General features: G+C 69.2%; 6 protein-coding genes and 1 pseudogene. 2 read left to right on the forward strand and 5 right to left on the reverse strand.

Going from position 1 to position 12,179, the window contains the following annotated elements; translation table 11 throughout:
• Positions 1–71: 71 nt before the first annotated feature.
• The 3 genes from treS to OG272_RS34030 form a co-directional block, all read right to left on the reverse strand.
• Complete coding sequence (gene treS, locus OG272_RS34020; protein ID WP_326577270.1) at positions 72–1,790, reverse strand: maltose alpha-D-glucosyltransferase; 1,719 nt, start codon at positions 1,788–1,790, stop codon at positions 72–74.
• The gene (locus tag OG272_RS34025) at positions 1,787–3,925 is read right to left on the reverse strand and encodes an alpha-1,4-glucan--maltose-1-phosphate maltosyltransferase (RefSeq protein ID WP_405895437.1); all 2,139 of its coding nucleotides are present in this window, start codon (positions 3,923–3,925) and stop codon (positions 1,787–1,789) included. The genes treS and OG272_RS34025 overlap by 4 nt, the downstream gene beginning before the upstream one ends.
• 228 nt (positions 3,926–4,153) lie before the next feature.
• On the reverse strand, positions 4,154–5,386 hold the full coding sequence (locus tag OG272_RS34030; protein ID WP_405895438.1) for a S8 family peptidase: 1,233 nt from the start codon (positions 5,384–5,386) through the stop codon (positions 4,154–4,156).
• Positions 5,387–5,798: 412 nt separating this feature from the next.
• Between OG272_RS34030 and OG272_RS34035 the strand changes: the two genes are divergently transcribed.
• A complete protein-coding gene (locus OG272_RS34035) occupies positions 5,799–8,429 on the forward strand; it encodes a glycosyltransferase family 1 protein (protein ID WP_328224046.1) in 2,631 nt (876 codons plus the stop codon).
• Positions 8,430–8,993: 564 nt separating this feature from the next.
• Positions 8,994–9,308 (forward strand): hypothetical protein, encoded by a 315-nt coding sequence (locus tag OG272_RS34040; RefSeq protein ID WP_326577262.1) that lies wholly within the window; start codon positions 8,994–8,996, stop codon positions 9,306–9,308.
• A gap of 760 nt (positions 9,309–10,068) precedes the next feature.
• Here OG272_RS34040 and OG272_RS34045 read toward each other — a convergent pair.
• Positions 10,069–11,409: pseudogene (locus OG272_RS34045) on the reverse strand (ATP-binding protein); the annotation flags it as partial.
• Between the two features lie 196 nt (positions 11,410–11,605).
• Entirely contained in the window at positions 11,606–12,139 is a 534-nt protein-coding gene (locus tag OG272_RS34050) for a DUF1990 domain-containing protein (protein ID WP_326577260.1), read from the reverse strand.
• Between the last annotated feature and the right edge of the window lie 40 nt (positions 12,140–12,179).

Consider the following 12,179-nt stretch of genomic DNA (forward strand, 5'->3'; position numbering starts at 1 on the left):
GGCGGGGTGTTCCTGTCTGCGTGCCCCGGGCGGGCCGGGAGAAACCGGCCCGCCCGGGGTTCCGGTCGGGCTTACACGGTGTCCTTCCGCAGGCGGAACCAGTAGAAGCCGTGGCCCGCGAGGGTGAGGAGGTAGGGCAGTTCGCCGATGGCCGGGAAGCGCACTCCGCCGATGAGTTCGACGGGGTGGCGTCCTTCGTAGGCGCGCAGATCGAGTTCGGTGGGCTGCGCGAAACGGGAGAAGTTGTTCACGCACAGCACCAGGTCGTCCCCGTTCTCCTCGGACGAGGGCGCCTCCCTCAGGAAGGCGAGGACGGCCGGGTTCGACGACGGGAGTTCGGTGTACGAGCCGAGGCCGAACGCCGGGTTCTGCTTGCGGATCTCGATCATCCGGCGCGTCCAGTGCAGCAGCGACGAGGGCGACGACATCGACGCCTCGACGTTCGTGACCTGGTAGCCGTAGACCGGATCCATGATCGTCGGCAGCGACAGCCGCCCCGGGTCGCAGGAGGAGAAGCCCGCGTTGCGGTCCGGCGTCCACTGCATCGGTGTCCGCACCGCGTCGCGGTCGCCGAGCCAGATGTTGTCGCCCATGCCGATCTCGTCGCCGTAGTAGAGGATCGGCGAGCCGGGCAGGGACAGCAGCAGGGCGGTGAACAGTTCGATCTGGTTGCGGTCGTTGTCCAGGAGCGGGGCGAGCCGGCGGCGGATGCCGATGTTGGCGCGCATGCGCGGGTCTTTGGCGTATTCCGCGTACATGTAGTCGCGTTCTTCGTCCGTGACCATTTCGAGCGTGAGCTCGTCGTGGTTGCGCAGGAAGATGCCCCATTGGCAGCTGGAGGGAATGGCCGGGGTCTTGGCGAGGATTTCCGAGACCGGGTAGCGGGATTCCCTGCGCACGGCCATGAAGATGCGTGGCATGACGGGGAAATGGAACGCCATGTGGCATTCGTCGCCGCCGCTGGGGAAGTCGCCGAAGTAGTCGACGACGTCCTCCGGCCACTGGTTCGCCTCGGCCAGCAGCACGGTGTCGGGGTAGTGCGCGTCGATCTGCTTCCGCACCCGCTTGAGGAAGTCATGGGTTGCGGGAAGGTTTTCGCAGTTGGTGCCCTCCTGCTGGTACAGATACGGCACCGCGTCGAGCCGGAAGCCGTCGATGCCCAGGTCCAGCCAGAACCGCAGCGCCGAGATCATCTCCTCCTGAACCGCCGGGTTCTCGTAGTTGAGGTCCGGTTGGTGGGAGAAGAACCGGTGCCAGAAGTACTGCTTGCGCACCGGGTCGAAGGTCCAGTTGGAGGCTTCGGTGTCGACGAAGATGATGCGGGCGTCCTGGAACTGCTTGTCGTCGTCGGCCCAGACGTAGTAGTCGCCGTAGGGCCCGTCGGGGTCTTTCCTCGATTCCTGGAACCACGGGTGCTGGTCGCTGGTGTGGTTCATGACGAAGTCGATGATGACGCGCATGCCGCGCTGGTGGGCGGCGTCGACGAATTCCACGAAGTCGGCGAGGTCGCCGAACTCGGGGAGGACGGCGGTGTAGTCGGAGACGTCGTAGCCGCCGTCGCGCAGGGGCGATTTGAAGAAGGGCGGGAGCCAGATGCAGTCGATGCCCAGCCACTGCAGGTAGTCGAGTTTGGCGGTCAGACCCTTGAGGTCGCCGATGCCGTCGCCGTTGCTGTCCTGGAAGGAGCGGACGAGGACCTCGTAGAAGACGGCGCGTTTGAACCAGTCCGGGTCCCGGTCCTTCTGTGGAGTGTCCTCGAAGGTGTCCGGAACGGGCTCGTTGACGATCATTGTGTGGGTGACCCCCCGATCTGCGGGTTGGACGGTCGCAGGACGGTCAGTACGTGCGCGGGCGCGCGGCCCGGTTCGAGACGTACATAGTTGTTCCTGCCCCAGGTGTAGACCTCGCCGGTGAGCTCGTCGCGCACCAGCACGGACTCATGCCAGTCCAGGCCGAGTTGCGGCATGTCCAACGAGACCGTGGCCTCCTGGGTGTGGTGGGGGTCGAGGTTGACCACCACCAGAACCGTGTTCGAGCCCGCGCGCTTCGAGTAGACGATCACCGCTTCCTGGTCGGCGTGGTGGAAGTGCAGATTCCGCAACTGCCGAAGCGCCGGGCTCCGACGCCTGATCTCGTTGAGTTTGCCGAGCAATGGGGCGATCGTACGTCCGTCTTGTTCGGCTGTGTCCCAGTCGCGGGGGCGGAGTTGGTACTTCTCGGAGTCGAGGTACTCCTCGCTGCCGGGTTTGAGGGGGGTGTTCTCGCACAGTTCGTAGCCGGAGTACACGCCCCAGGTGGGGGAGAGGGTCGCGGCGAGGACGGCGCGGAGTTCGAAGGCGGGGCGGCCGCCTTCCTGGAGGAAGGCGTGGAGGATGTCGGGGGTGTTGACGAAGAAGTTCGGCCGCATGTAGCTCGCGGCCTCGCCGGCGAGTTCGGTGGCGTACTCGGTGAGTTCCGCTTTGGTGGTGCGCCAGGTGAAGTAGGTGTAGGACTGCTGGAAGCCGGTGGCGGCCAGGGTGTGCATCATCGCCGGGCGGGTGAAGGCCTCGGCCAGGAAGATGACGTCGGGGTCGGTGGCGTTGACGTCGGCGATCACCTGTTCCCAGAAGACGACCGGTTTGGTGTGGGGATTGTCGACGCGGAAGATCCGTACCCCGTGGTCCATCCAGTGCCGCAGCACCCGTGTCGTTTCGGCGACGAGGCCGGGCATGTCGGCGTCGAAGGCGATGGGGTAGATGTCCTGGTACTTCTTCGGCGGGTTCTCCGCGTAGGCGATCGTGCCGTCCGGGCGGTGGTGGAACCACTCGGGGTGTTTGTGCACCCAGGGGTGGTCCGGGGAGCACTGCAGCGCGAAGTCCAGGGCGACTTCCAGGCCCAGTGCCCGGGCTTCGGTGACGAAGTGGTCGAAGTCGTCGATGGTGCCCAGATCCGGGTGGACGGCGTCGTGGCCGCCCTCCGGGGAGCCGATCGCCCACGGCACACCCACATCGTCCGGGGTGGGGGAGAGGGTGTTGTTGCGGCCTTTGCGGAAGGTGGTGCCGATGGGGTGGATCGGGGGGAGGTAGACGACGTCGAAGCCCATCCGGGCGATGGCGGGCAGGCGGCGGGCGGCGGTGCGGAACGTGCCGTGGGGCTGCTCGGGGGTGCCCTCGGAACGCGGGAAGAACTCGTACCAGGAGCCGAACAGGGCCCGTTCCCGTTCCACCAGCAGCGGCAACGGCTCCGACGACGTGACCAGTTCCCGCAGGGGGTGGCGGGTCAGGACCTCGTCCACCTCCGGCGCCAACGCCGCCGCCAGACGGGAGGACGCGGGCCGGGCGGTGTCCCGCAGCGCGTCCACGGCGGCGAGGAGAGTGCCGCGGCCGCTCTTGCCCTCGGGGATGTGGTCGGCGGCGCGTTCGTGGAGGCGGGCGCCCTCCTCCAGGACGAGTTCGGTGTCGATGCCGGCCGGGATCTTGATGTGGGCGTGATGGCGCCAGGTGGTGACCGGGTCGCCCCAGCCCTCCACGGCATAGGACCAGACGCCCTCGCTCGGTACGGAGACGGTGGCGCCCCAGCGGTCGGTGCCGGGGGCGAGTTCGCGCATCGGGGTCCAGTCGGCCGGGCGGCCCTCCGGGTCCCTGAGCACGACGTTGGCGGCGACCGCGTCGTGGCCCTCGCGGATGACGACGGCCGAGATCTCGAACGCCTCGCCCACGACGGCTTTCGCCGGTCGGCGGCCGTGGTGGACCGTCGGCCGTACGTCGAAGACCGGTATCCGCCCGATGGTGGGGGCGCCCGGGGTCTTCGGGAGCGCGGGGGGCGGCGTGTCCGGCGTGGGCGGGCCGGTGCGCGCCCGGCGTGCGGGGCGTGCGGCGGTGCTGTCGGGTGTGGCGGTGGTGGTACTGGTCGTCGGGGGTGCTGACGAGTGGTGCGTGGCGGGCATGACCGCTCCTGTCCGCGTCAACGTGGGTGGGCGGATGAGGGTGTGGGGAGGTGGGGCCAGCGGGACTACCGGTGGAGCCTTCCCACACAGTGCGGGTGGGCATTCCGGCACTTTGTTAACTACTCACGCGTATGTCTACACACAAGACCGGCCTCGTCCGAGAGGGGCGAGGCCGGTCACTGTAGTCGCTCTGGGTAAAGCGCCGTTCACCTGTGGTGTTACGAGCTCCTACGGGTTGTCGACTTGGAGAAGTCTGTTCGGGGAGCCCGGATATCTGTCCTTGACCTTGCCCGAAACCGAACGCTTCGCCAGCGCCTTGGCCACCTCGGCCGGTGTGGCCCGTGGATGCTCGGCCAGATACAGGGCCGCCGCGCCCGCGGCGTGCGGCGAGGCCATGGACGTACCGGAATGGGTCGCCTTCGCGGTGTCACTCCTGTGGGAAGCGGAGGTGATGGACGCGCCGGGGGCGAACAGATCCAGGCTCGGGCCCCAGTTCGAGAAGTCGGCGCGGACGTCCTTCTTGTCGGTGGCCCCGACCGTGATCGCCTGCTTGACGCGGGCGGGCGAGTAGAGGCCGGCGGCGAGCGCGTCGTTGCCCGCGGCGACCGTGTAGGTGACCCCGGACGCTATGGAGTTGCGTACGGCCGCGTCGAGTTGGGCGTTGCCGGGGCCACCGAGGCTCATGTTGGCCACGGCCGGCTTCCTCGCGTGCTCGGTGACCCAGTCGATACCCGCGATGACCTGGGCGGTCGTCCCCCCGCCCGCGTCGTCGAGCACCCGTACGGCGACGACCTCGGCCTTCTTGGCGACGCCGTAGGTGGTGCCGGCGACGGTGCCCGCGACATGGGTGCCGTGGCCGTTGCCGTCCTGCGCGGTCCTGTCGTTCTGCACGAAGTCCCAGCCGTGACGGGCCCGGCCGCCGAAGTCCTTGTGCGTGATCCGTATGCCGGTGTCGATCACGTAGACGGTGGCGCCCTTGCCCGCCGGCTCGGGCCAGGTGTAATTCCTGTCGAGCGGCAGGTTCGACTGGTCGACGCGGTCCAGGCCCCAAGAGGGCGGAGCGGGCTGCCGGTGGCCGGGCGCGATCCGCCGGTGGTCGTAGGTGACCTTCGTGTCCTGGACGACCGAGGCCACACGGGAGTCCGCCGCGAGTCGCCTGGCCTGTTTCTCGTCGGCCCTCACGGAATATCCGTTCAGGGCGTTGCTGTACATGTGGCGTATTTTCGCCCCGTACTTCGTCGCTATGCCCTTTCCGGCCTTCGACGGTGCCGTCGTTCCCCCCTTGAGGGTGACTATGTAACTGCCGCTGACGGAACCGGGACCACCGGCCCCGTGGACGAACCCCTCCGGAGCGGCCTGCGCGGGCAGGGTGATGGCCGAAAGCGTCGCGGCCGTCATCACCGCGGTGAGCCCTCCCGCCCAGCGCGTACGCCTGTTTCTCGCCTCTGCCAGGTGGTGCATGGGTGAGAACCCCCTCCTCGACACGGCGCACCCGCACCGGGGTTCGCCGGAAGCCGGTCGTGGCGGGCTGCCGGGGTCCACCGGATTCGGCCGAGGTCGGCCGGTGGTGCGCCACTGGGAAGCCTCTCGTGCGGTGTGAAGCGCCACAAGGCCGCGCAGAGGGGTGGAATCGGCCATATCGCCCGTGGGGTACATGTGAAGGTTGCGCCTGGGTTGCGGCGAATTCAGGACTGAACGGGCCGGGGCGGACTGCCCGGCCGGGCGGCCGGGGTACGGATGCGCCGTAATCGCATACCGGAGGACGCACCGTGGTTGCCGGGCCCTCGCGCCGCTACCGTCGGGGGGAGACGAACGGCGCACAGCGGAGTGCGTCCCCCGGCCCGTACGTCCTGGCGCGAAGGTGGAACCCTCTGTGAAGGCCATCCGCAGATTCACCGTCCGACCCGTCCTGCCCGAAGCCCTCCACCCGCTCAGCGAACTGGCGCGCAATCTGCGCTGGTCCTGGCACGCGGAGACCCGTGACCTCTTCCAGTCGGTCGATCCCGAGCGCTGGGCCGCCTCCGGCGGCGACCCCGTACGCCTCCTCGGCTCCGTCTCCGTCCGACGCCTGGCCGAACTCGCCGAGGACCGGCGCTTCCTGCGCCGGCTGACCGCGGTCGCCGACGACCTGCGCGACTACGTCACCGGGGACCGCTGGTACCAGGGGCAGGCGCAGACGTCCGAACTCCCGGCCGCCATCGCCTACTTCTCGCCCGAGTTCGGCATCACGGCCGCGCTGCCGCAGTACTCCGGCGGCCTCGGCATCCTCGCCGGCGACCATCTGAAGGCGGCCAGTGACCTCGGCGTCCCGCTGATCGGCGTCGGCCTGCTCTACCGCCACGGCTACTTCCGGCAGTCCCTGTCCCGGGACGGCTGGCAGCAGGAGCACTACCCGGTGCTCGACCCGAACGAGCTGCCCCTGGTACCGCTGCGGGAGCCCGACGGCTCACCTGCCCAGGTCGACCTGGCCCTCCCCGGCGGGCGCTGGCTGCACGCCCGGATCTGGCAGGCCCAGGTGGGCCGGGTACCGCTGCTGCTGCTCGACTCGGACGTCGAGGAGAACGACCTCGGCGAACGCGGGGTGACCGACCGGCTCTACGGCGGCGGCAGCGAACACCGGCTCCTCCAGGAGATGCTGCTCGGCATAGGAGGAGTGCGGGCCGTCCGTACGTACTGCCGGCTCACCGGCCACGCCGGACCCGAGGTGTTCCACACCAACGAGGGCCACGCCGGCTTCCTCGGCCTGGAACGCATCGCCGAACTCTGCGACGAGGGGCTCGACTTCGACGCCGGCCTGGAAGCGGTCCGCTCCGGCACGGTCTTCACCACCCACACCCCCGTTCCCGCCGGCATCGACCGCTTCGACCGTGAACTGGTCGCCCGCCACTTCGGCCCCGACGCCGAACTCCCGCGCATCGACGTGGGCCGCATCCTGGGCCTCGGCATGGAGACGTACGCGGACGGCGACCCGAACGTCTTCAACATGGCGGTGATGGGGCTCCGGCTCGCCCAGCGCGCCAACGGCGTCTCCCTGCTGCACGGGCACGTCAGCCGGGACATGTTCTCGGGACTGTGGCCGGGCTTCGACCCGGACGAGGTCCCGATCACCTCGGTCACCAACGGCGTCCACGCCCCGACCTGGGTGGCCCCGGAGGTCTTCCGCCTCGGCGCCCGGCAGATCGGCGCCCAGCGGACCGAGGACGCCATGACGGTCGGCGGCTCCGAACGCTGGGACTCCGTCGGTGACATCCCCGACCAGGACATCTGGGAGCTGCGCCGGGACCTGCGCGAGCAACTGGTCATGGAGGTACGGGAACGCCTGGCCGCCTCCTGGCGGCAGCGCGGCGCCGGCACCGCCGAACTCGGCTGGATCGACGGGGTGCTGGACCCGGACGTCCTGACCATCGGCTTCGCGCGCAGAGTCCCGTCCTACAAGCGTCTGACGCTGATGCTGCGCGATCAGGACCGTCTGATGGATCTGCTGCTCCACCCGGAGCGACCGGTGCAGATCGTGATCGCGGGCAAGGCGCACCCGGCGGACGACGGCGGAAAACGCCTGATCCAGGAGCTCGTGCGGTTCGCGGACGATCCACGCGTACGCCACCGGATCGTGTTCCTGCCGGACTACGGCATGGCGATGGCCCAGAAGCTGTACCCGGGCTGCGACGTGTGGCTCAACAACCCTCTCCGCCCCCTGGAGGCGTGCGGGACGAGCGGGATGAAGGCGGCGCTGAACGGCTGTCTGAACCTGTCGGTGCTGGACGGCTGGTGGGACGAATGGTTCCGGCCGGACTTCGGCTGGGCGATCCCCACCGCCGACGGCACGGCGACGGACGACGACCGCCGGGACGACCTGGAGGCGTCGGCCCTCTACGACCTGCTGGAACAGCGGGTCGCCCCGCGCTTCTACGAGCGCGGCCAGGGCGGCCTGCCCGACCGCTGGATCGAGATGGTCCGCCAGACCCTCACCCACCTCGGGCCGAAGGTGCTCGCCGGCCGCATGGTCCGGGAGTACGTGGAGCGCCTGTACGCCCCGGCCGCCCGGGCCCACCGGTCGCTGGCCCCGGACGTGGCCCGGGAACTTGCCGAGTGGAAGGCCCGCGTGCGGGGCGCCTGGCACCGGGTGACCGTGGACCATGTGGAGACCTCGGCGGCTCCTCTCAGTACGGCCGCCGAGCTCGGCGCGACGCTGGTGCTGCGCGTCCGGGTCGGTCTGGGCGACCTGGTCCCGGACGACGTCGAGGTCCAGGCCGTCTCCGGCCGCGTCGACACGGACGACCGCATCACCGACGCGACGTACGTCCCGCTGAAGCCGGTCGGCGGCCCCGACGGGGAGGGTCGCTGGTCCTACGAGGGCCCACTCTCCCTCGACCGCACGGGCTCCTTCGGCTACACGGTCCGCATCCTGCCCGCCCACCGCCTGCTCGCCTCGGCCGCCGAACTGGGGCTGGTGGCGGTGCCTTCGGAGGAGATGGGGGAGCAGGCGGGGGTGTTGATGCGCTAGCCCTGGCCGGGCGGGGGGCGTTGAGACCGCCACCCCGCCCGAGCGTCCGGGCCGGGACTTCGGCGCGACCAGCGGCTGTCTGATGCGGACGCGAACAAGCTCGCGGCTGGATCTTCGACTCGTTGGCCAAGGGGCGGCTCGACACGGCGATCCGCTACGGCGGTGGTTCGGTCGTGACCGGTGCGGCGCACACGAAGAAGATCACGCCGTACGACCCTCTGTACCAGGTCAAAAGAGCCAGCTCCTGCTCCCCGAGACCGACGAGTTGGCCGCGGCGGGTGTGCCGAAGACGTTGTCCTTCGCGACGGGTTACCGATTGGACGCCACGATCAGCCTGACGTCCCATCCGGCGGCAGGTGGCCTCCCCGCGGAGTCGGCCGGATACGAGTACAACGCGACCGGCGAGCAGACCCAGTCGACCGGGACGACCATCGGGATACCTCATTCCTCCGGCGCAGCGCGGCACACGACAGCCGTCACGACCCCGCGTACCCCGGACCCTTAAAGATCTCTAGTGCTGTGACCGCATGGGTTCGCCGGGTGGGATCCGGCAGGATCTCGTGCATGTTCGAAGAGAAGCTCGACGCGCTCTCTCAGATGTTGGCCGAGCACATGGCCATGCCGTTCCCCCCAGGCTTCCGCGGCCTGGACATCGAGGACCAGGACATGGTGATGCTTGGTGCGGACGCCTACGGCTACGCCCTGGGCGTTTTCAAAGGCCCGCTCGACGAACAGCGCGGTGGAGTCTTGATCCGGCTGACGGCGGTGTTCCAGAACGTTCTCCCGGCGATCGACGACGAGTACGCAACCAGGTACTACACGCACGTACGCGACATGACTGTGCTGGCCGCCGAAGTCGAGGCACTGCGCGAGAGGTAGCCCTCCGACCGGGAAGGTTCGCCCGACTCGTGGTCGCGGCGGTTCTGCAACATGCTTTCGGCCCCAAGGCCACTCAGACCCGGGATCAGAAACTGGCACTCATGCACAGGATGCCGTGGCTGAGTCGACACAAGTGGTGGAGACGGGACTTGAGTGAGTGTCAGGTCCATCATGCCTGTTCGGAGGCGGTTTCGGTAGGACGCACGGCACGTCCGTTCGACCTTGTGGCCGCTGGTACCGCGCGCCAGACTCGTCGTCATCCACTCTCCGGCCAACCCGTCGGCAACCTTTCTCGGTTGTCGACGCGTTCGCTGTGCTGTCTCGCCGTGTGACGTGCGCCGGTCGGGGATGGGGGGACGAAGGGGATCTATGGATCAGGACATGGTCGTGCTGGCGAGGGTCAGGCTGCTCAGTGCCAACCGGCGGGTGGTGCGCGGTGCCGAGGGGCTGTGGATCTACCGCCTTCTGACACAGGTCGAGCCGGAGGCGTACGGGTCGAAGCTGGCGTACGTCCTGGTGGAGGCGAGCGCGTCGCCCCTGGTGCGGGAGTTGCCTGAGCGACGGTTGGCCCTGTTGGACGAGGCCGTGGAGGTGGCGAAGGCCCTGGGTGCGTCGAACCCCTACCGGGCGAAGATGCTGGCGAGGGCCCTGGCCGCCAGGCAGCGGGAATGGGAGGGCCGCCCGGCGGAGCCGCTCGCGTCCGAGGGGCGGGAGCATCGGGCGGCCCTTCAGGAAGAGCCGCAAGAACGCGCATGACCCGGTCCGTCACGTCGGCGTGGAAGCCGTACAGCGAGAAGAGCGCCAGAGTGACCCCGCTCGTGTCGTGGCCCTGCTCGGACAGCAAGTCCCGGATACGTTCGAGGCGTTGGAGGTCGCTCATGCCGCAGCGGGCCGCCGTCGCCTTGGCCTCGCCCAGTAGTGCGATGCGGGCGCGTGGCGACTGGGGACGTTCGCCCAGGGCCAGGGCGATGACGGCCACCTCGTGTTTCGTGCGGGCTGCCGGGTCAGAGACCTCCGTTGTGCCGACCGGGCCCGGGAGACCGCCCGGGAGGACCGTGTGGGCGTAGCGGCGGGTCCAGGTGCGGGCCAGTTCTTCGAAGTGGGGGCCCAGGATCTTGGAGTTGAAGGTGGGGAGAGAGGTCTGCCAGATTTCTGCGGCATTGCCCTCTTCCACGGCGGCCACCTGGGGGAGCGTGATGAGTTGGTTGAAGCGGATCAGTGGGTCCGTGAGGGTGATGACGGGGTGGCGGGCGCGGAGGAGGTCCTGCTCCCGGTGGATGTAGCCCGTTGACTCCAGGACGTCCAGCGGGTGCGTGACGGCGTTGCGCTGGCGGCCGAGGGCGGCGCCGATCTTGCTGGGAGTGCTCGCGCCCTGTGCGATGGCGGAGAGGATGTCGTAGTACAGCGTGTGCTGGGTGATGCGGGGGTCTTCGCGCAGCAGATGCTCGGTTTCCGTGGGGGAGTAGACCGCCCTGCCCGGATCGAGCAGGGTCCGTGTCACCCACGCGTCGAAGTCGGCGTTGGGATCCGGGCGGCCGGCGAGGGCACGGTAACCGGCGGCGCCGCCCAGGACCGCGTGGACCCGGAGCGCGGTGAGGGGATCGTCGATCTGCCAGAACCGCCTGCTCATACGGAAGTCGAAGGCGCCGAGGCGTAGATCGATGACTGCGCGGCCGCGCAGGGGCTTCGTACCCGACAGCAGCTCGTGCATGACGCTCATGGCGGATCCGCACATGATGATCCGCGCGCCGACACCCTCGTGCCACTGGTGCTCGTCGTAGAGGAGCTGGATCAGGCCCGGCAGTTCGGGGGAGTGCTGGAGCAGATACGGGAGTTCGTCGATGATCAGGAGGGGGGTCGCAGAGCTGCGGGCCGCGACGTCCAGGGCGTTGGTCAGAACCTCTCGCCAGTCGGGAAGATTCAGGGTGCCTGGGCGTAGGCCGGCGTGCGCGGCGATCGCCTCGCTGAAACGCCGTAGAGCCGGGAGACGGCCTTCCTCCCTGACCGCGGTGACGTACAGACCGCCGTATTCCTCGCACAGGGCTCGTAGGAGGAACGACTTGCCGTGGCGTCGCCGACCGGACACGATGCCCAGCCGCATCTCGGGCGACGGATCGCTCAGGAAATCGGTGAGCAGCGCCCATTCTCGATCACGGTCGACCAGCCTGCCGGGCTTGGCCGGAACTGGCGGGCGCTGAGCGTCGCGTCCTCCCACAAGGAGACTCCTGCCGGTCGGCTGCCGGATTCTGTCTAAGTCTAGTTAGACGGAATCCGTCGTAGCCCGCTACGGCGCGGGTTCACTCCTTTGGGTCCCCCGCCAGCCTCCGCAACACCACCCCGCACCGCCGCGCATAAGCATGCTGCAGCCCCCTGGTCGCGGCCCCGCCCGCCCGGGCGTACCACTTCGCCCCGCGGCTGAAGGCCGTGATCGTCAGCCAGACCGTGCCGTCTCCCGTGCGGTCGACTATGAAGGCCTCCTCGCCGCACTCCGGGTGGCCCGGGAGCGTGCCGTAGGCCCAGCCTTTGCGGCGGGGTTCGTCGACCGTCCAGACGACGCGGCAGGGGGCCTTGATGACGCCGCCCAGGGTGACGGTGACGTCGACGCCGGGGGACGCCTCGGGGGCGGAGGCCTGTATGCCGACGCCCATCGCTCGGTGCATCTCCCAGGTGCGGACGGCGTGCGCGGCCCGCTCGAACACGTCCGTGCCCTCGCCTATGCGGGAGCGGACGTGGAGGGGGCTGAAGTCGGGTGGGCAGTGGCCCTCACGGGTCGCGCCGACCGCGGCGTAGGTGAAGGGGCCCTCGGGGAGCGGGCCTTTGGTTTCGGGCATGGCGCAAAGACTAGGGCGGCACCCGGAGTCGCCTTCTCTC

This window comes from Streptomyces sp. NBC_00104, assembly GCF_045160825.1.
GTDB lineage: Bacteria > Actinomycetota > Actinomycetes > Streptomycetales > Streptomycetaceae > Streptomyces.

What these genes read in the sequence shown, in the direction of transcription:
- treS (WP_326577270.1), bottom strand. Translation starts at nt 1,790, where the DNA reads ATGATCGTCAACGAGCCCGTTCCGGACACCTTCGAGGACACTCCACAG.
- OG272_RS34025 (WP_405895437.1), bottom strand. Translation starts at nt 3,925, where the DNA reads ATGCCCGCCACGCACCACTCGTCAGCACCCCCGACGACCAGTACCACC.
- OG272_RS34030 (WP_405895438.1), bottom strand. Translation starts at nt 5,386, where the DNA reads ATGCACCACCTGGCAGAGGCGAGAAACAGGCGTACGCGCTGGGCGGGA.
- OG272_RS34040 (WP_326577262.1), top strand. Translation starts at nt 8,994, where the DNA reads ATGTTCGAAGAGAAGCTCGACGCGCTCTCTCAGATGTTGGCCGAGCAC.
- OG272_RS34050 (WP_326577260.1), bottom strand. Translation starts at nt 12,139, where the DNA reads ATGCCCGAAACCAAAGGCCCGCTCCCCGAGGGCCCCTTCACCTACGCC.